Origin of the sequence: Planomonospora alba, from assembly GCF_039534085.1 — a bacterium.
GTDB lineage: Bacteria > Actinomycetota > Actinomycetes > Streptosporangiales > Streptosporangiaceae > Planomonospora_B > Planomonospora_B alba.
The window spans coordinates 98,603-116,905 of the sequence record NZ_BAAAUT010000014.1 but is presented as its reverse complement, the minus strand read 5'-3'; the positions used below and the strand labels follow the sequence as shown (position 1 = coordinate 116,905).

Genomic DNA, 18,303 nt, shown 5'->3' with positions numbered 1-18,303 from the left:
CCGCGCGGGCCGGGTCGCTCAGAGGGCGCGGACCGCGCGGGCCGGGTTGCCGACGGCGACGACGTTCGCGGGCAGGTCGCGGGTGACCACGGCGCCCGCTCCGACGACGGTGTTCTCGCCGATCGTCACCCCGGGGCAGACGATGGCGCCGCCGCCCAGCCACACGTTGTCGCCGACGGTGATCGGCCGGGCGGACTCCCACTTGGCCCGGCGCGGCTCGGGCTCGACCGGGTGGGTGGGGGTGAGCAGCTGCACGTTGGGGCCGATCTGCACGTCGGCGCCGATGTCGATGCGGGCGACGTCCAGCATGACCGCGCCGAAGTTGACGAACGTGCCGGGGCCGATGGTGATCTGGTAGCCGTAGTCGACGTACAGCGGCGGCCGGACGGCGACGCCCTCCCCGACCCCGCCGAGCAGCTCCCGCAGCAGGGCGTCGCGGGTCTCCTGGTCCTCGGCGCCGGTGGCGTTGTACCGCTCGGCCAGCCGTGCCGCGCGCATCAGGTCCGCGGCGAGCTCCGGGTCGTCGGCGATGTAGGGCTCCCCTGCGAGCATGCGCTCCTTCTGCTCACCCACGGTCACATCCCTTCTGCCCGGTCCGGAGACTCGGGCCGCGCGGCGGGCGGTGTGCGGCCGGCGTACGGCGGGACGGCGACGGCCACCGTCCGGCCTACCCCTCCGCGGCGTCCGGCACTCCGGTCCGAGACCCGGCGGAGCGGCGGTTCAGGGGGAGGCGACCCGGCGCAGGGCCGCGGCGGCGTGCCGGAGGGTGTCGAGCAGGGGGACCAGCAGCGGGTGGCGCTCGGCGCCGCGCCGTACGGCGGCGAAGACCCGGCGCTGCGGGCCCGCGACCGGGCGGATCACCACGCCGGACAGGTCCGCGCCGCGCAGCGCCAGGCGCGGCACCATCGCCACGCCCGCTCCCGCTCCGGCCAGCGCGACCACCGCGCGGAAGTCGTCGGAGGAGTGCGCGAACGCGGGGGTGAACCCGGCGTGCTCGCAGGCCATGGTGATCACGTCGTGGCAGGGGTTGCCCGGGTAGGGGCCGATCCAGGTCTCACCCGCCAGACCGGAGACCGTGACCGCCGCACCGGCGAGAGGGTGGTCGCGGGGGAGGACGACGTCGAACGGTTCGGAGTAGAGCGGGATGCGGGACAGGCGCCGGTCGTCCTCACCCGGGGCGCCGCGGTACTCGACGGCGACGGCGACGTCCACCGCTCCGTCCAGCAGCATGGTGAGGCTCTGGTCGCCCTCGGCGTCCAGGACCCGGATCTGGACGCCCGGCTCCTTGTCCCGGAGCACGCCCACCGCCGGGGCCACCACGAGGCCGATCGCGGTGGCGAAGGAGGCGACCGTCACCTCGCCCGCCGTGCCGGCGGTGTAGGCGGCGATGTCGGCCTCGGCCCGTTCCAGCTGGGCGAGGACCTCGTTGGCGTGGTCGAGCAGGATGCGGCCGACGGCGGTGAGCCGGGCGCCCCGGGCATCGCGCTCCAGCAGCCGGTGGCCCACCTCGTGCTCCAGGGCGGCGAGCTGCTGGGAGACCGCGGAGGGCGTCAGGTGCAGCGCGGCCGCGGCGGCGGTGACCGTCCGGTGGTCGGCCACCGCGCGCAGGGTCCGCAGCCGCCGGGTGTCAATCACCCCATCATTGTCGGGCAGTGACCGCGGTGCGTGTGCCCGCTCACCGGACCAGGCCGAACGCCCCCCTGGTGAGGGAGAGCATCTCGGGGGCGGCGCTGCCCTCGTCGATGGGCGCGCGGGTGTCGCTGGCCAGCGTGGTGACGACGTACGTCCGTCCCTTCGGGGTGCGCCCGAGGTGCGCCATGGCGAGGACGCCGACCTCGGAGCCGCCCTTGTACCAGACGGCCGGCCACGCCCGGGGGTCGAGGCCGAGGCCGGCGTCGTTGGCGGAGAGCACCTCGTGCAGGCGCGGGCTGTTCCGCTTGAGCAGGCCGGCGTAGGCGCGGCAGACGTCGCGCGGGGAGGCGAACCACTCGATCTCGTCGATCTTCCGGGGACGCCGCCAGTCCTGGTATTCGGCGGCCGAGAGCGGGAGTCCGGCGACGACGTCCCTGAGGTAGGCGCGGCGGCCCTCGGCACCGCGTGCCAGGTAGGCGCGGGCGTGCCGGGGGTAGTCGACGGTCTTCAGCAGGAACCACTCGCGGGTGGTGAGGAAGGGGATGTTCCGCCCGGCGTGGTCCGACCACTGGCGGACCTTCTTCTCCACCGCCTTGCGCCCGACCGTCTTGATGAGCAGGTCGGTGGCGGTGTTGTCGCTGATCGAGATCATCAGTTTGGCCGCCTCGTGGACCGTGACGGTGCTGTTGTCCGGCCGGGTCCCCAGGCCGTCCTCGGCGGGGACCTTCACGTCGGGCGTGACGGTCAGCTCGGTGTCCCAGCTCAGCCTGCCCGAGTGGATCCGGTCCGCCACCGCGCCCAGGACGTAGAGCTTGAAGATCGAGCCCAGCGGCCGGGCGGTGTCGGCGCCGACGCCGTGGACGGTCCGGCACCGGCCCCGCCCGTCGATCTCGGCGGCGAGGAAGCCGGTCCGGGGCGCCACCTCGCGGAGCCGGGCGTCGAGCTCGGCCCAGCCGGTCGGAGCGGGCGGGATCAGGGGTGCCGCGCCCAGAAGCTGGATCTTCCCCTCGGCGTCCACGCCGAGCCGGAGCTCGAACTTCTGCCCGCCGACGGTCACCGTGCCGGTCAGGGCGGTCGGCGTGGTCGTGGTCAGCGCGTCGAGCCGGACGCCGGCCATGCCCTTGAGGAACCCGTTGAGGCCGTCGGCGGTCACCTCCTTCAGGAAGGCGGCGTTGAAGTGCTGTTCGAGCTCGCTCGCGGCGAGCGGCGCCCGGCTCACGGCCTCCAGGAGCCAGCGGAGCTGCCGTCCGGCCGGGCTGTCGGGGATCTCCGGGGCGGCGCCGGCGGTGGCCTGCCGCGCGGGTGCCGCGGTGGCCGGCCGTACGGCGTCCGCGGCGGCCGGGAGGGTCCCGCCGAGGGTGAGCGGAGCGGTCACGGCGAGGGCGGCCAGGGCGAGGGCACGGGTCGTTCGGGTCCGGAAGCGCACGGGTGTCTCCTTCACGGGCTGCGGTCCGCCACCACCGACGTGTGGTGGCCGTGATCCACACGCTAGGAAGGACGCGGCGGGTGGGGTATCCGGCGGGCCGCCGCGTTCCGGGGTGCGGCCGTCCCCCGCGGATGTGCGGTCAACCTCATAGACGCCGGTCCGCGGGAGGGGCCACACTGCGTTCCGTGCTCTCCCCGACCCCGACCCGTCTCCTCGCCGCGTCCATGGCGGTGGCGGCGATCCTCGGCGCCGTCGCCGGCGCGGTGCTGGAGACGGGGTTCCCGATGCCGGCCGAGCAGTGGGCGTTCGTCCTGCTCACGCTGCTCCTGCCCGCGCTGGGCTGGCTCATCGCCCACCGGCGGCCCGGCAACCCGTACGGCTGGCTGCTCCTGGCCACCGCGGACTGCCTGGGCCTGGGCGCCCTCGGCGTCGGCCTCCTGATCTCCGCGGGGGCGGGGGCGCCCAGGCATCTGCTCGTCCTCGCCGCCCTGCTGGCCTCCCTCTTCGTGCCCTTCTACGGGCTCTCCTGGGTGTTCGTCCCGCTGCTCTTCCCGGACGGGCGGCTCCCCTCGCGGCGCTGGCGCGCAGGGGCGGTGATCGGCGGGGCGGCCGTCGCCGTCCACTGGCTGGGCATGCTCCTGGCCCCGGACCAGGTCTACGCCATCTCCCCGATCGGCAACCCGCTCGGCGTCACCGGGCCGGGCGAGCTGGTCGTGGCCGGCCTGGGCGGGCTGGGGCAGCTGACCGTCTTCGGCACGGCGCTGGCGGTGCTGGGCTCCCTGCTGGCGCGCATGCGCCGCTGCTCCGGAGCCGAGCGCCGCAGGCTGGGCTGGATGGCCGCGGGGCTGGCCGTCACCCTGGGCGGGTTCGTGCTGTCGTCGTTCTTCATCGTCACGGAGTCGGCGGCGATCTGGATCGGCCTGACCCCCGTGCTGGGCGCGCTGCCCGCCGTGATCGGGGTGACCGTGTTCCGGCACAACCTGCTCGACATCCGGGTGGGCCTGCGGGGGTCGCGGTTCTTCCTCGTGTTCGACCTGCGGCCCACGGTGGACGAGCTGCTGTCGGAGCTGGCCCCCGGCCTGGAGGAGGCCGAGCCCGGTGAGCTGCTGGAACGGCTGGCGGAAGCCGTGCGGGCCGCCCTGGACGTCCGGTGGGCGGCCGTCATGCTCGCGGACGGCACCCGGGTCGTGGCGGGCGAGGAGGACGGCGGCCCGGAGCTGACCGTCCCCGCCGGGCAGGGGTGGATCGCGTGCGGCCCCCGGGACGGCGGCCTCACCGGCGACGACCGGCGGCTGCTGCGCGCGCTGGCCGTGCCGGTCGGGCTGGCGATCCAGAGCACGGGGCTGGCCGCCCGGCTGGTCAACGCGCAGGAGGCCGAGCGGCGGCGGATCGAGCGCAACATCCACGACGGGGTGCAGCAGCAGGTCGTCGCGCTCATCGCGGGCCTGGAGCTGGCCCGGGCCACCGGGGCCGACGCCGGGACGCTCGCGCTCCTGCGCGACCAGGCCCGCCAGACCCTGGACGACCTGCGGGAGCTGGCGGCGGGCATCCACCCGTCGGTGCTCAGCCAGGGCGGGCTGGCCGAGGCGCTGGAGGAGCGCTGCTCGCGCCTCCCGGTGGCCTCGACGGTGGACGTCGACCCGGAGCTGCGCGCCAGGCGGTTCGCCGACGAGATCGAGGGGGCGGTGTACTTCACGGTGAGCGAGGCGGTCGCCAACGCGCTCAAGCACGCCCGGGCCTCCACCCTGGACGTGCGGCTCGCGCTCTCCGGAGGCCGCCTGCAGGTCACGGTCGCCGACGACGGCACGGGGTTCGACCCGAAGGCGGCCGTCCGGCGGGGGCTGGTGGCCCTGGCCGACCGGCTGGCCGCGCTCGGCGGCGGCCTGGACGTGGTGAGCGCGAAGGGAGAGGGAACGAGGGTGAGAGCGTGGGTGCCGGTCCATGACTGAGTCGCCGACACCGCCGACACCGCCGACACCGCCGGGATCGCAGGCGCGGCCGGAGCCGCAGGCGCCGCCGCGCGTGGTCGTCGCCGACGACCACTACCTGGTCCGCGAGGGCGTGCGGCGGCTGCTGGAGACGTCGGGGAAGGCCGTCGTCGCCGGGACCGTGGGCAGCGCCGACGAGCTGCTGGACGCCGTGCGCAGGCTCCGGCCGGACGTGGTGATCACCGACATCAGGATGCCGGGCGGCTCCTTCCGGGCGGGCTTCGAGGGCATCGACGCTGCCCACCGGATCCGCGTCGAGCGTCCGGGGACGGGGGTGGTGGTGCTCTCCCAGTTCTCCGACGCGCTCTACGCCTTCGAGATGTTCAAACACGGCACCGAGGGCTTCGCCTACCTGCTGAAGGACCGCGTCGGTGACCTGGAGGAGCTGCTCGGCGCCGTGCGGGCGGTCGCCGGCGGGGGCTCGGTCATCGACCCCAAGGTCGTGGAGGGCCTGCTGGCCCGCCGTGCCGTACGGGGAGGCCGGGGGGAGGAGCTGACCCCGCGCGAGCGCGACGTGCTGCGCGAGATGGCCCACGGCAGGTCCAACGGCGGCATCGCCCGGGCGCTCCACCTGTCGGTCTCGGCCGTCGAGAAGAACGTCAACTCGATCTTCACGAAGCTGGGCCTGGAGAACAGCCCCGACACGCATCGGCGGGTCGCGGCGGTCCTGGCCTACCTCGGCGCCTGACGCCCCGGGCCGCAGGCCCGGCGGTCATCCGGCGGGGCGGACGGCATAGCCGCCGAGGGAGGGCTCCAGGAAGCCGAAGGCGGTGTCGATGTGGCCGGTGAGGACCGCCGCGATCTCCGCGTCGTCCTGCCCCGCGATGGTGCGGCGGAGCGTCTCGTCGAACAGTAGCCGGTGGACGCCGCCGAGCTGGGCGGCGGCCACCCGGGGCAGGAGGTCGCCGGGCCCGGCCCCGGTCTCCGCGGCGAGCGCGTCGGCCAGGGCCCTCTCGCGCTCGTCGTGGAACTCCCGCAGCCGGGCCGTCAGGGCCGGGCTGTCGTCGATCATCCGGGCGAAGGCGGGACCGGAGAAGCCGATGACCGGGTCGCGCCGGGCGACCGCGGCCAGGTAGGCGCGGCGGAGCGCGGCCAGGGCGGACTCGCCGGGCGCCCGGTCGCGGACGGTCCGGGCCAGGGACTGCACGAACTCGTCGCTCAGGTCGAAGACCAGGTCCTCCTTGCGGGGGAAGTAGTTCGTGACCGTCATCTTGGCCACCTGTGCGGCCTCCGCCACCTCGGTGATCGTCACCTTGTCGAAGCCGCGTTCCAGGAACAGCCGGGTGGCGTGGTGGGAGATGTTCTCCCTGGTCTGCCGTTTCTTCAGCTCTCTGAGGCTCGTCTTCTGCGTGCTCATGCGCCCACCTTACATCGGATCGGTCTAAGTTTAGTGTTGACATATTCTTGTGATTGACCTAATTTTAGGTCGTGCGGCCGATCCGGGCCCGCGCGACCACGGAAGGACGTGCCTTTGACCACTGCCGCTCTCACCGCCCGCCCCGTCCGCGACTCGAAGGGAGCAGCCGGCATCGACCCGGTGAAGGACTACCTCAAGCAGATCGGGCGCACCCCGCTGCTCACCGCCGAGCAGGAAGTGGAGCTGGGCGAGCGCATCGAGGCCGGGAGGCTGGCCGGGGAGCGCCTCGCCGCAGGGCCCGGGGGCGAGGCCGAGCGGCGCGGGCTGGAGCGGCTGGCCGCCGACGGCCGCCGCGCCAGGGACCACATGGTCGAGGCCAACCTGCGCCTGGTCGTCTCGATCGCCAGGCGCTACGCCGCCGGCGGCGGGCTGCCGCTGCTGGACCTGGTCCAGGAGGGCACCATCGGCATGATGCGCGCGGTGGAGAAGTTCGACCACCGGCGCGGCCTGAAGTTCTCCACCTACGCCACCTGGTGGATCAAGCAGGCGATCGGCCGCGCGCTGGCCGACCAGAGCCGGACGGTCCGCCTCCCCGCGCACGTGGTCGAGGACCTCAACCGGGTCAACCGCACCCGGCGCGCGATGTCGCAGGAGCTGGGCCGCGAGGCCACCGCCGGGGAGCTGGCGGCCGAGCTCGGCCTGACGCCCGAGAAGGTCGAGCAGCTGCTCCGGCACGGCCGCGAGCCGGTCTCGCTGCACGCCAGGGTCGGCGACGGCGGCGACGCCGAGCTGGGCGACCTCATCGAGGACGACGCGCAGGACCCGGCCGACGCCGCCGCCTCGTCCCTGCTCCGCAGGGAGCTGGACGCGGTGCTGGAGACCCTGACCGGGCGGGAGGCCGATGTGATCTCGCTCCGGTTCGGCCTGGACGACGGCGAGGCCAAGACCCTCGAGGAGGTGGGCCGGAGGTTCGGCGTGACGCGCGAGCGCATCCGCCAGATCGAGGCCGCCGGGATGCGCAAGCTCCGGCAGCCCTCCCGCGCCCGCGCCCTGGCGGACCTGCTGGCCTGACCGCCTCGCCCTCCCTTCCGGGCGCCCCGGGCCACCCGGAGAAACCCATATGATCATCAAGCGTGTCCATGCCGTCGCCGACGAGATCTCGGCGGCGAGAGAGGAGACCATGTCCTCGCCATCCCGGCCCGTGGGCCTTCCGCCGGACGCCGACCGCGCGCCCGTCCTCCCGGCTCCCGGTGACATGGCCGCCGGCCGGGTCCGGGAGTTCACCGTCAGCGGCCCGGACGCCGGGCCGTACGCCGTCGTCGCCGGGCCGGACGGCGCGATGTGGTTCACGCTCGTGCACCAGGGCGCGATCGGCCGCCGGGCACCGGACGGCACGGTCACGACCTACCCGCTCCAGGACCCGGGGAGCGGACCGACCGTCATCACCCAGGGCCCGGACGGCGCGCTCTGGTTCACCGAGTACAAGGGGCACCGGATCGGCCGGATCACCCCGGCCGGGGAGATCGGCTCGTTCCCCGTGCCGACCGGCGCCGGACCGTTCGGCATCGCGGCGGGCCCGGACGGCGCGCTCTGGTTCACCGAGACCGGCGCGGGCCGCATCGGCCGGATCACCGTGGAGGGAGAGGTGAGCGAGTACGGGCTCCCCGTTCCCGGCGCCTTCCCCTCGGCGATCGCCGCGGGCCGGGACGGCGCGATGTGGTTCACCCTGAACGCGGCCGGCGCCATCGGGCGGATCACGATGGACGGCGACGTCACGGTCCATCCGCTGCCCACCGAGGGCGCCGCTCCCGTGGGCATCGCGGCCGGAGACGACGGCGCGATGTGGTTCGTGGAGATCGGCGCCGGCCAGGTCGGCCGGATCACGGCCGACGGAGAGGTCACCGAGTTCCCGCTGCCCGACCGCGGAGCCCGCCCGCACGCCGTCGTCGCCGGGCCGGACGGCGCGATGTGGTTCACCGAATGGGGCTCCGGCCGCGTCGGACGGATCACGCCGGACGGCCACGTCGACGAGTACGACCTGCCGACCGCCTCGTCGGAACCGCACGGCATCGCCGTCGGTCCCGACGGGGAACTCTGGGCGGCGCTGGAGACCGGAGCCCTCGCCCGGATCACCGTCCCCCGCGGGGACGCGGCCCGCCCCGCGGATCCCCCGCCCGGAAAGAAGGGACCCCGCGTGCCGTTCACGATCCCCGACCCCGCCACGGTGCACCCGCTGGCCGAGCACCCGCGCGTGGTGCTGCTCAGGCCGCTGGTCCGTGACCCGCGCATCGAGGTGGGCGAGTTCACCTACTACGACGACCCCGAGCACGCGACCGAGTTCGAGACGCGCAACGTGCTGTACGCCTACGGCCCGGAGAAACTGGTCATCGGCAAGTACTGCGCGATCGCCTCCGGCACCCGCTTCCTCATGGCGGGGGCCGAGCACCCCACGATGGGCGTGTCGACCTTCCCGTTCACGATGTTCGGCGGGAGCTGGACCGAGGCCACCCTCGACCTGGTCACCGGCATGCCCAGCCGCGGCGACACGGTGGTGGGCAACGACGTGTGGTTCGGCTACGGGGCCACGGTCATGCCCGGCGTGCGGATCGGCGACGGCGCGATCATCGCGGCGGGCGCCGTGGTCACCGCCGACGTCCCGCCGTACACCGTCGTGGGCGGCAACCCGGCCCGGCCCATCCGGGCCCGGTTCGAGCCGGACGACGTGGCCAGGCTGCAGCGCGCCGCCTGGTGGGACTGGCCGGTCGAGCTGGTCACCAGGCACGTCCGCACCATCATGGCCGGCACCCCCGCCGAGATCGAGGCCGTCGCGGAGAAGGAACTCCCGTAGGGCGGCCGCGGCGCGGGACCGTGCGGCGGATCCGACCGGCGGGCAGGCGGCGGTCCCGCGCCGGCCGTCCCGGCCCCGAATCCGGCTCCGGTCCCGGACGGGCCGTCCGGTCCCGGCCCCGCGCCGGTCGTCCCGGCCCCGGTTCCGTACCGGGGCCGGGACCGGCGGCTCAGCCGCGGGCGGCGACGAACGCGGCCACCGCGCGGTCGACGTCCTCGGTGGAGTGGGCGGCCGAGAGCTGGACGCGGATGCGGGCCTGGCCGTGCGGGACCACCGGGTAGGAGAAGCCGATCACGTAGACGCCCTGGTCGAGCAGGCGCTCCGCCATCGCCGCGGCCTCGGCCGCGTCACCGATCATCACCGGGACGATCGGGTGGTCGCCGGGCAGGATGGTGAAGCCCTCCTCGGTCATGCGGGTGCGGAACCGCTCGGTGTTGGCGCGCAGCCGGTCGCGGGCCTCGCTGTGGTCGGCCACCAGGTCCAGCACGCGCAGCGAGGCGGCGGCGATCACCGGGGAGAGGGAGTTGGAGAACAGGTAGGGGCGCGAGCGCTGGCGCAGCAGCGCGCAGATCTCCGCGCGGGCCGCGGTGTAGCCGCCGCTCGCCCCGCCGAGGGCCTTGCCCAGCGTGCCGGTCACGATGTCGACCCGGTCGCGCACCCCGAACAGCTCGGGGGTGCCCGCGCCGGTGGCGCCGACGAAGCCCACCGCGTGGGAGTCGTCGACCATGACCATGGCGCCGTACCGGTCGGCCAGGTCGCAGATCTCGTCCAGCGGCGCGACGTAGCCGTCCATGGAGAACACGCCGTCGGTGACGACCAGCTTCCGGCGGGCGTCGGACGCCTCCTTGAGGCGGGCCTCCAGCTCGGCCATGTCGCGGTTGGCGTAGCGCAGGCGGCGGGCCTTGCACAGCCGGATGCCGTCGATGATGCTCGCGTGGTTGAGCGCGTCGGAGATCACCGCGTCGCGGTCGTCGAGCAGCGTCTCGAAGACGCCGCCGTTGGCGTCGAAGCACGAGCTGTACAGGACGGTGTCCTCCTGGCCGAGGAACGCCGCAAGGCGCGCCTCCAGCTCCTTGTGCACCTCCTGGGTGCCGCAGATGAACCGGACCGAGGCCATGCCGAAGCCCCAGCGGTCCAGCGCCTCCTTGGCGGCGGCGATCACCTCGGGGTGGTCGGCCAGGCCCAGGTAGTTGTTGGCGCAGAAGTTCAGCACCTCGCGGGGCCCGTCCCCGCCGCCCGGTACGGCGGTGCCCGCCGCGGCGGCCTCGGGCGCGGCGCCGCCGGGCGCCACGGCGATGGCCGCGCGCTGGGGGGTGGTGATGACCCGCTCGGGCTTGAGCAGCCCGGCGGAGGCGATCTCGTCGAGGGTCGCGCGCAGGTCGTCGCGGACGTTGTCGAACATCAGGCGGTCCAATCCATGATGATCTTTCCGGTCGTGCCGCCGGCCGCGGTGTCGAAGGCGGCGTCGAAATCGCGGTAGGAGAAGCGGTCGGTGATGACGGGGGAGAGGTCGAGTCCCTTCTCCAGCAGGACCGACATGGCGTACCACGTCTCGAACATCTCCCGGCCGTAGACGCCCTTGATGGTGAGCATCGAGGTCACGATCGTCGCGAAGTCGACCGCGAACTCCTCGGCGGGCAGGCCCAGCATGGCGATCTTCCCGCCGTGCGTCATGTTGGCGATCATGTCGCGGAGTGCCCGGGGGCTCCCCGACATCTCCAGGCCCACGTCGAAGCCCTCGCGCATGCCGAGCCGCGCCATGCCGTCCGCGACGGAGCTCTCGGCCGCGTTCAGCGCCAGGGTGACGCCGAGCTTGTCGGCGATGGCCAGGCGCTCGGGGCTCAGATCGGTGATGACGACGTTGCGCGCGCCGACGTGCGTGGCGACCGCCGCCGCCATCAGCCCGATCGGCCCCGCACCGGTGATCAGCACGTCCTCGCCGACCAGCGGGAACGACAGGGCGGTGTGCACGGCGTTGCCGAACGGGTCGAAGATCGCCGCGATGTCGGGGTCCACCGGCGTCCGGTGCACCCACACGTTCGAGGCGGGCAGCACCACGTACTCGGCGAAGGCGCCGTCGCGGTTGACCCCGAGCCCGATGGTGTTGCGGCACAGGTGCCGCCGGCCGGCCATGCAGTTGCGGCACTTGCCGCAGACGATGTGGCCCTCGCCGCTGACCAGGTCGCCGACCGCGATGTCCGCGGCGCCCTCGGGGCCCGGCGCCACCTCGACGACCTCGCCGCAGAACTCGTGCCCGACGATGAGCGGCGTGCGCAGCGTCTGCCGCGCCCAGGCGTCGAAGTTCCGGATGTGCAGGTCCGTTCCGCAGATCCCGGTGCGCAGCACCCGGATCAGCACCTCGCCCGGCCCGACCTCGGGCTCCGGCACGTCCACCAACCACAGGCCGGGCTCGGCCCGCTCCTTGACCAGCGCCTTCATCTCAGACCCCCCTCGTCTTCCGACCTTACGCACTGTGCCGGGCCGCCTCCGCCGGTGTCCATCGCGCTTTTCTTAACCCGGGGGAAAGCCCGGCTTCACGCCGGGGAGGGCCGTGCCGTACGGCGGGCGGGGCGGCCGTGCCGTACGGCCGGACCCTACGCCGAGGTCCGGCGCCGGAACAGCACGGCGGCGGCCGGGATGCCGGCCAGCACGCCCGCGGAGAGCCAGGCGGCGGCGAGCCACCCGGCGTTCCCCAGGGGCTGGTCGAGCAGGAGCGCGCGCAGCACCTCGACCACCGGGGTGACCGGCTGGTGCTCGGCGAAGCTCCGCAGCGGGCCCGGCATGGTCTCCGCCGGGACGACGCCGTCCGAGACGTACGGGAAGAAGATCACGACGAAGCCGAACACGCCGGCGGCCTGCGCGGAGCGGACGAGCAGCCCCCAGGCGACCGCGAGCGCCGAGACCGCCAGCACGTATCCGGCGACGAGGGCGAGGACCAGCGCCCACTCGGCGGGGGTGGCGCGGGGCCGGAACCCCAGGGCGACCGCCACGGCCAGGGCCAGCGCGGTGGCCAGCACGTTGCGCAGCAGCGAGGTGACGACATGGCTCGCGGGCACCGTCCAGCCGCCGATGGGCAGGGTCCGGAAGCGGTCGATCATGCCCTTGGCCATGTCCTCCGCGACGTTCACGGCGGTCAGCGCCGCGCCGTACCCGCCGGCCATGAGCAGCACGGTCGGGACGACGAAGTCGATGTAGGCCAGCCCGCTGGACCCGGTGGTGATCGCGCCGCCGAAGACGTAGACGAACAGGATCATGATGATCACCGGTAGGGCGATGTTCACGATGAGGGCGTCGGGGGTGCGCGTCTCGTGGCGGAGCGCGCGCACGACGAGGCGGCTCAGGTCGCCCGCCGCCGTGCCGCGGGAGGCGGCCGGCGCCGCGTTCACGCCGGTGGGGGTCGTGGTGGCGGTGCTCATGCCGCTGCCTCCGTGAGCTCGAAGAAGACGTCGTCCAGGGTGGGGGTGCGCAGGCCGACCTGCTCGACGGCGATGCCCGCCCGGTGCAGCAGGTCCAGGGCGCGGCGCAGGTGGTCGGGGTCGTGGGCGGAGCATGCGCTGGCTGGACCGGGGGCTGGCCGCGCTGGCGGACACCGGGCTGGACGCGGGGGAGAGGATCAACGCGGTGACCACCCTCAACGGCTACGCGCTGGCCGACACCGCGCTCGTGTACGGCATGAGCAGCGGGAACCGCCACTTCGAGGAGGCCGGGATCACCGGCGCCGCCGACTACGGCGAGGTGCTCGCCGAGGTCCTCGATCCGCAGGACTACCCCGCCCTGTCGGCCGCGGTGCGCTCCGGCGCCTTCCGGGGGGCCGAGGGATGGACCGAGGACGCCGACTTCCGCTTCGGTCTCGACCTCCTGCTCGACGGCATCGAGGCGATGATCGCCCGGCGCGCGTAGCCGGGTGCGGCCGGGAACAGCGGGCGGGTGCGGCCGGGAACAGCGGGCGGGTGCGGCCGGGAACAGCGGGCGGGCCCAGCCTGAACGGCGGAAGGCCCCTCCCGGCGCGCGGGAGGGGCCTTCTTCTGCGGGTCGGCCCGGTGGGCCGGACCGGCCGGTGGGGAAGGGGGCCGGCCGGTGCGGGAAGGGTCAGCTCGTCGGGAAGTCGTCCGCGGTGCGGATGCGGTCGCGGATGTAGACGCCCGACGGGTTGAGCACCCCGGTGCCCGCGAAGGTGCCGCCCGCGCAGGTGCCCGGCTTGAAGGCGGCGCTGCTCTCGGGGGCGTCGGAGTAGGTCCAGTTGGCGTAGCCGATCTTCAGCTGGTCCAGCATGTCGAGCCAGGCGGCGGTGCTGGCGAGGTCGACCTGGCCGTTTCCGCTGGCGGTCACGGTGCCGAACTCGGAGACGAACAGCGGCAGCTTCGCCGCGGCCCGGCTCACCACGGCCCGGTAGTCGTCCTTGTGCGAGGCGGCGTAGAAGTGGAAGGCGTACATGATGTTGTCGGCGTCGACCGGGTTGTTGACGATCTCGGTCTCGTTGGAGCCCTCCGAGACGCCCAGTGACGACCACGCCCGGGTGCCGACGATGACCACGGCGTCCGGGTCCGCCGCGCGGATCACCGGGATGACCTGCTCGGCGTAGCTCTTGATCGACGCCCAGCTCACCCCGTTGGGCTCGTTGGCGATCTCGTAGATGACGTTGTCCTTGTCCGCGTTGCGGGCGGCGACCGAGGCGAAGAAGGTCTTCGCGCGGGCCAGGTTGTGGTTGGGGTCGCCCGGCGTCAGCGTGTGGAAGTCGATGATCGCGTACAGGCCGCGCGCGGTGGCCATGTCGACGTACTTGTTCACCTGCTCGGTGAAGGCGGCCGGGTCGGTCTCGTACCCGCCCTCCTGCACGTACATGGAGATCCGGAAGAGGTCGGCCTTCCAGTCGTCGGCCAGCGCGTTCAGCGAGGCGTCGGTGTAGCACTTGGGGAACCACTGGATGCCGTGGGTGCTCATGCCGCGCAGCTGGATCGGGCGGTTGTACCGGTTGCACAGCTTGACGCCGCAGACGCGCAGCTTGCCGTTGATCGCGACGGGCGTGCCGGTGGCCGGGGCCTTCGTGGGGGTCGGCGTGGGCGTCACCGTGCGGGTCGCGGTCGGCGTGGGCGTCGGAGTGGCCGTGCGGGTCGCCGTGGGCGTCGGGGCGGCGGTGGCCGTGCGGGTCGGCGCGGGGGTGGCGGTGGCCGTGCGGGTCGCGGTCGGCGTCGGCGCGGCCGTGGCCGTGCGGGTGGGGGTGGGCGTCGGGGTGGCGGTCGGCGGCGCGGGCGGCCGGGTGGCGGTGTCGTTGCAGGTGACGCCGTTGAGGGTGAACGTCGTCGGGATCGGGTTGCCGCCGGTCGTGCTGCCGATGAACCCGATCTGCGCCGAGGCGCCGGTGGCCAGCGACTTGTTGTAGCCGACGCTGCTCGCGGTGACGTCGGTGCCCTTCTGGTCGTAGACCGCCGACCAGCCGTTGCCGACCTTCTGGCCGGTGCTCGGGAAGGAGAATCGCAGCTTCCAGCCGTCGATGGCGCTGCCGAGGTTCTTGACGGTGATGTTGGCGCTGAATCCGCCCGGCCAGCTGCTGGTGGTGTAGGTGACCGCGCAGCCTGCGGCGGCGGCCGTGGCGCTGCCGGCCGGCATGGCCGACAGCGAGCCCAGCGCGAGCGCGACGGTGGCGCCGATCCTCAGGAATCCGCGGCGCGGACGCGCGAGAGGTTTCACGACGGTGGCCTTTCGTGTTCTGTTCAGCCCGGGTGAGGAGGGGCCGCGCGTGGTCGGCGGCGCTCGGCTCCTCATGGGACGGACGGCGGGCCCCGGCCGTCGGCGACCTGCCGAGATCACGGAGCCCGGGGGATTTCTAGCAGCTCGCGCGTCATGTGCCACATCGGGCGTTTATGACCGTTCGGTGCCGCAGGGGGCCGGGAACCCGTCGCATCCCCTCTTCTCCCTGCGCGTTCGCCACCGCCCGGTACGGCCGGCGGCCGTACCGGGCGTATGAAACTTTCATTTCGGACGCGCCCCGGCGGACCCGGCGGAGGCGGAAGGCCGGAGCCGTACGGCGGGCGGAACAGGACCGCCGCACGGCGGGCGGGGGCCGGTCCGTGCGGCGGCCGGGTCGCGCGGGAAGGACGGGGCAGGTCAGGGGGTGTCGCGGCGGGGCTGTTCCTGCCGGGGGGCGTGCTCCTCGCTCAGGTGGGCCAGCGCGTCCGGGGTGACCGGCCCGGGGCCGAGCTGGCGGGGCCCACCGGTGGTGGGGTCGGCGTCGGCGGCCTCCGCGACCGCCTCGGCGGCGGCCCGCTGGGCCTGGGCGGCCTCCTGCGCCGCCTCCCGGTCGTGCCGCGGGGCCTCGCGGGTGGCGGCGGAGCGGGGCAGCGACTCGGTGAAGGCCCGTGAGACGTTCTGCAGGGCGGAGGTGACCTCGCCGGGGATGACCCAGAAGGTGTTGCCCTCGCCCTTGGCCAGCTCCGGCAGCACCTGGAGGTACTGGTAGGCCAGGAGCTTGGGATCGGGGTCGTTGCGGTGCACGGCCTGGAAGACCTCGTCGATGGCCTGCGACTGGCCCTGCGCCCTGAGGATCGCGGCGCTGCGCTCGCCCTCGGCCCGCAGGATGGCGCTCTGCTTGTCGCCCTCGGCGGTGAGGATCTGCGACTGGCGCTGGCCCTCGGCGGTGAGGATGGCGGCGCGCTTGTCCCGCTCGGCGCGCATCTGCTTCTCCATCGCGTCCTTGATGGTCTGCGGCGGGTCGATGGCCTTGATCTCGACCCGGTTGACCCGGATGCCCCACTTGCCGGTGGCCTCGTCCAGCACGCCGCGGAGCTGGCTGTTGATCGTGTCGCGGGAGGTGAGGGTCTTCTCCAGGTCCATCGAGCCGATGACGTTGCGCAGCGTGGTGACGGTGAGCTGCTCGATCGCCTGGATGTAGTTGGCGATCTCGTAGGCCGCCGCGCGCGGGTCGGTGATCTGGAAGTACAGGACCGTGTCGATCTCGACGACGAGGTTGTCCTCGGTGATCACCGGCTGCGGCCGGAACGAGACGACCTGCTCACGCAGGTCGAGCACCGGGTAGACCCGGTCGATGTACGGGATGACGAAGTTCAGGCCGGGCTGCAGCGTCCGGTGGTAGCGGCCGAGCCGCTCGACGTTCCTGGCCCGCGCCTGCGGCACGATCCGCACCGACTTCAGGACGGTGAACACCGCGAACAGGACGACGAGCACGCCGGCGACCAGTGCTGGATCCATATGGGGTCACTCCCTCGGGTACACGAGCGCGGTCGCGCCCTCGATCTCCATGACGTCGACGGCCGCCCCGGCCGGGATCACCAGCGTCTCGTCGTAGGCCCGCGCCGACCACTCCTCGCCGCCGATCCGGATCCGGCCGCCCCGGCCGGTCACCTCGCTCGTCACGTAGGCGGTCTTCCCGATGAGGGCCTGCACGCCGAACCGCTGACCGGGCGGGAGCGGCCTGAGGTGCCGCTTGGCGATGGGCCGGACCACGGCCACGCCGGCGCCGAGGGCGCCGGCGAAGACGATCAGCTGGAGCGGGACCGGGAGGCCGATCAGGGCGGCGAGGCCGGCGACCAGGGCGGCCCCGCCGAGCAGGCCGAGGGCGGTGGTCAGGGTGAAGATCTCGGCGACGCCCAGCACCACCGCGAGAACCAACCAGATGACCCAGTCCTCCATGTCCGGCCCTCCTGCCCCGCCAACGGCTTCGACGCCCGGTGAGTTCCCGGATTCCACCGTATGCCGCGGTCGCCGGGTGTGTCAGGAGCCGGTACGGCGGGCCGCCGGAGGGCGGGCCGTCAGAGGTCGCGCCGGAGGTTGTCTCCCCGGCCGTCGCCGGCGTCGCGCACGAGGTCGTCGTGGAGGGCGCTGCCGGCCAGCCACTCGGCCCAGGACAGCTGCCAGTAGCCCCAGCCGTTGTCCCACTCCAGCTCGCGGTCGGTGCCGCGGATGACCACCGGGTCGCCGCGCAGGGAGTTCTCGTAGAACCACTTCGCCTGGTCGGGGCGGGCGTTGACGCACCCGTGGCTGACGTTCACCCGGCCCTGGGCCCAGACGTTGTCCTTGGCGTGGATGTACTCGCCGCTGTTCGAGATGCGCACGGCGTGGTCGATCATGACGTCGTAGTAGCCCGGGTCGCCCTTGCGGCGGTTCGGCGAGATCATGCGGACCGGGTTGGCCTTGTCCATGGTCAGGTGGACGCCGCTCGTCGTGGTGTACTCCCTGGTGGTCGCCATGCCGGCGCTGATGGCCATGCGCTGGACGACCTTCCCGCCGCGCTCGACCGTCATCCGGTGGGTCCGGGTGTCGATGGTGCTGGTCTGCCTGCGCCCGACGGTGAACCGCACGCCGCGGTCGGCGGTGCCGTAGACGTCCTTGGCGGCGCGGACCCCGGACAGGCGGGCGACGAAGTCGACCTTCAGCCCGGACGGCCAGTAGTGGCGGGGCCGGTAGATCACCCGGGTGTCGCCCGCCCAGTGCCAGGCGCCCTCGACCGGCGTGCCGGTGCGCACGGTCAGCGCCCGCTCGACCGACGCCTTGTCCTTCACCGGGGTGTCGAAGTCGACGATGATCGGCATGCCGACGCCGACCGTCTCACCGGGGGAGGGGGTGACGGAGGTGATCGTGAAGGTCTTCTCCGGGGTGAACGTGCGGAAGGTGCCGGCGGTGCTCGCCCTGGCGCCGCCGGGGCCCGTCGCGGTGACGCTCACCGCGTACTCCTCGCCGGGCGCCAGGGCGTGCTCGGAGCGCCAGACGGTCCGGCCGGCGTCGAAGCGGCCCGGCACCGGGGCGCCGCCCGCGTAGGCGGCCACCCCGGTCAGCGTGCCCGCGGAGGTGCGCACGGTCAGCCCCCGGCCGGTCGGCGCCTGCCGGGAGCCGGGCGCCGGGTCGATCGTGATGGCGGGCGCCGTCGCCCTCCCCGCGGGGGGGCCGTCACCGGTCGTGAGCCAGGTGCAGCCCACCGCGAGGAGGACGAAGAGGATGGTCGGGAGAAGTCCCGAGGCGCGCCGCATCGCTCCCTGCCTTCGGAGTCCGTGAGTGGTCGGCTGCCAAGGTTAGCGCTCCGTGGCGCCTCCGGCACGCC

General features: G+C 73.8%; 16 protein-coding genes and 1 pseudogene. 6 read left to right on the top strand and 11 right to left on the bottom strand.

The genetic code is table 11. The features are described from left to right. Window positions 1-18: 18 nt before the first annotated feature. The 3 genes from ABD823_RS10990 to ABD823_RS10980 all read right to left on the bottom strand — a co-directional run bounded on the left by ABD823_RS10990 (window position 19) and on the right by ABD823_RS10980 (window position 3,058). Window positions 19-552 (bottom strand): sugar O-acetyltransferase, encoded by a 534-nt coding sequence (locus ABD823_RS10990; RefSeq protein ID WP_344858497.1) that lies wholly within the window; start codon window positions 550-552, stop codon window positions 19-21. A 168-nt stretch (window positions 553-720) separates the two neighbouring features. Continuing rightward, window positions 721-1,635 (bottom strand): LysR family transcriptional regulator, encoded by a 915-nt coding sequence (locus ABD823_RS10985; RefSeq protein ID WP_344858453.1) that lies wholly within the window; start codon window positions 1,633-1,635, stop codon window positions 721-723. Between the two features lie 40 nt (window positions 1,636-1,675). Continuing rightward, entirely contained in the window at window positions 1,676-3,058 is a 1,383-nt protein-coding gene (locus ABD823_RS10980; protein ID WP_344858451.1) for a serine hydrolase, read from the bottom strand. 185 nt (window positions 3,059-3,243) lie between these two features. Here ABD823_RS10980 and ABD823_RS10975 point away from each other — a divergent pair, with 185 nt between their 5' ends. Both ABD823_RS10975 and ABD823_RS10970 read left to right on the top strand, forming a co-directional pair. After that, complete coding sequence (locus tag ABD823_RS10975; RefSeq protein WP_344858449.1) at window positions 3,244-5,007, top strand: sensor histidine kinase; 1,764 nt, start codon at window positions 3,244-3,246, stop codon at window positions 5,005-5,007. After that, window positions 5,000-5,734 carry a response regulator transcription factor gene (locus ABD823_RS10970; RefSeq protein WP_344858448.1) on the top strand — a complete coding sequence of 245 codons (735 nt, stop codon included), beginning with the start codon at window positions 5,000-5,002 and terminating at the stop codon, window positions 5,732-5,734. The genes ABD823_RS10975 and ABD823_RS10970 overlap by 8 nt, the downstream gene beginning before the upstream one ends. A gap of 24 nt (window positions 5,735-5,758) precedes the next feature. On the opposite strand, the gene ABD823_RS10965 is transcribed toward ABD823_RS10970, so the two are convergent. Then, the gene (locus ABD823_RS10965) at window positions 5,759-6,403 is read right to left on the bottom strand and encodes a TetR/AcrR family transcriptional regulator (RefSeq protein ID WP_344858446.1); all 645 of its coding nucleotides are present in this window, start codon (window positions 6,401-6,403) and stop codon (window positions 5,759-5,761) included. 114 nt (window positions 6,404-6,517) lie between these two features. Here ABD823_RS10965 and ABD823_RS10960 point away from each other — a divergent pair, with 114 nt between their 5' ends. The 3 genes and pseudogenes from ABD823_RS10960 (at window position 6,518) to ABD823_RS34605 (ending at window position 9,251) form a co-directional block, all read left to right on the top strand. After that, window positions 6,518-7,474 (top strand): sigma-70 family RNA polymerase sigma factor, encoded by a 957-nt coding sequence (locus tag ABD823_RS10960; protein WP_344858444.1) that lies wholly within the window; start codon window positions 6,518-6,520, stop codon window positions 7,472-7,474. 49 nt (window positions 7,475-7,523) lie between these two features. Then, window positions 7,524-8,522: pseudogene (locus ABD823_RS34610) on the top strand (Vgb family protein); the annotation flags it as partial. A gap of 75 nt (window positions 8,523-8,597) precedes the next feature. Then, window positions 8,598-9,251 (top strand): CatB-related O-acetyltransferase, encoded by a 654-nt coding sequence (locus ABD823_RS34605; RefSeq protein WP_425566591.1) that lies wholly within the window; start codon window positions 8,598-8,600, stop codon window positions 9,249-9,251. Between the two features lie 169 nt (window positions 9,252-9,420). Here the strand turns inward: ABD823_RS34605 and ABD823_RS10950 are convergent, their stop codons facing one another. The 3 genes from ABD823_RS10950 to ABD823_RS10940 form a co-directional block, all read right to left on the bottom strand. After that, complete coding sequence (locus ABD823_RS10950) at window positions 9,421-10,653, bottom strand: glycine C-acetyltransferase (RefSeq protein WP_344858496.1); 1,233 nt, start codon at window positions 10,651-10,653, stop codon at window positions 9,421-9,423. Continuing rightward, the gene (gene tdh, locus ABD823_RS10945; protein ID WP_344858441.1) at window positions 10,653-11,690 is read right to left on the bottom strand and encodes an L-threonine 3-dehydrogenase; all 1,038 of its coding nucleotides are present in this window, start codon (window positions 11,688-11,690) and stop codon (window positions 10,653-10,655) included. The genes ABD823_RS10950 and tdh overlap by 1 nt, the downstream gene beginning before the upstream one ends. A 155-nt stretch (window positions 11,691-11,845) precedes the next feature. Further along, window positions 11,846-12,667: an ABC transporter permease gene (locus tag ABD823_RS10940; RefSeq protein ID WP_344858440.1), complete on the bottom strand. Its 822-nt coding sequence runs from the start codon at window positions 12,665-12,667 to the stop codon at window positions 11,846-11,848. Window positions 12,668-12,800: 133 nt separating this feature from the next. Here ABD823_RS10940 and ABD823_RS10935 point away from each other — a divergent pair, with 133 nt between their 5' ends. After that, on the top strand, window positions 12,801-13,151 hold the full coding sequence (locus tag ABD823_RS10935) for a TetR/AcrR family transcriptional regulator C-terminal domain-containing protein (protein ID WP_344858438.1): 351 nt from the start codon (window positions 12,801-12,803) through the stop codon (window positions 13,149-13,151). 189 nt (window positions 13,152-13,340) lie between these two features. Here ABD823_RS10935 and ABD823_RS10930 read toward each other — a convergent pair whose 3' ends face one another. The 4 genes from ABD823_RS10930 to ABD823_RS10915 form a co-directional block, all read right to left on the bottom strand. After that, window positions 13,341-14,939, bottom strand: coding sequence for a cellulase family glycosylhydrolase (locus ABD823_RS10930; RefSeq protein ID WP_344858436.1), 1,599 nt, complete (start codon window positions 14,937-14,939; stop codon window positions 13,341-13,343). A gap of 417 nt (window positions 14,940-15,356) precedes the next feature. Next, window positions 15,357-16,457, bottom strand: a complete 1,101-nt coding sequence (locus ABD823_RS10925; protein WP_344858435.1) for an SPFH domain-containing protein — start codon at window positions 16,455-16,457, stop codon at window positions 15,357-15,359. 6 nt (window positions 16,458-16,463) lie between these two features. After that, window positions 16,464-16,898, bottom strand: a complete 435-nt coding sequence (locus tag ABD823_RS10920; RefSeq protein ID WP_344858433.1) for an NfeD family protein — start codon at window positions 16,896-16,898, stop codon at window positions 16,464-16,466. A 119-nt stretch (window positions 16,899-17,017) separates the two neighbouring features. Next, window positions 17,018-18,232, bottom strand: coding sequence for a L,D-transpeptidase (locus ABD823_RS10915; protein ID WP_344858431.1), 1,215 nt, complete (start codon window positions 18,230-18,232; stop codon window positions 17,018-17,020). Window positions 18,233-18,303: the final 71 nt, after the last annotated feature.

Coding starts and splice junctions, on each gene's coding strand:
- ABD823_RS10990 (WP_344858497.1), bottom strand. CDS start 552: ATGCTCGCAGGGGAGCCCTACATCGCCGACGACCCGGAGCTCGCCGCG.
- ABD823_RS10970 (WP_344858448.1), top strand. CDS start 5,000: ATGACTGAGTCGCCGACACCGCCGACACCGCCGACACCGCCGGGATCG.
- ABD823_RS10965 (WP_344858446.1), bottom strand. CDS start 6,403: ATGAGCACGCAGAAGACGAGCCTCAGAGAGCTGAAGAAACGGCAGACC.
- ABD823_RS10950 (WP_344858496.1), bottom strand. CDS start 10,653: ATGTTCGACAACGTCCGCGACGACCTGCGCGCGACCCTCGACGAGATC.
- tdh (WP_344858441.1), bottom strand. CDS start 11,690: ATGAAGGCGCTGGTCAAGGAGCGGGCCGAGCCCGGCCTGTGGTTGGTG.
- ABD823_RS10940 (WP_344858440.1), bottom strand. CDS start 12,667: ATGAGCACCGCCACCACGACCCCCACCGGCGTGAACGCGGCGCCGGCC.
- ABD823_RS10935 (WP_344858438.1), top strand. CDS start 12,801: ATGCGCTGGCTGGACCGGGGGCTGGCCGCGCTGGCGGACACCGGGCTG.
- ABD823_RS10925 (WP_344858435.1), bottom strand. CDS start 16,457: ATGGATCCAGCACTGGTCGCCGGCGTGCTCGTCGTCCTGTTCGCGGTG.
- ABD823_RS10920 (WP_344858433.1), bottom strand. CDS start 16,898: ATGGAGGACTGGGTCATCTGGTTGGTTCTCGCGGTGGTGCTGGGCGTC.
- ABD823_RS10915 (WP_344858431.1), bottom strand. CDS start 18,232: ATGCGGCGCGCCTCGGGACTTCTCCCGACCATCCTCTTCGTCCTCCTC.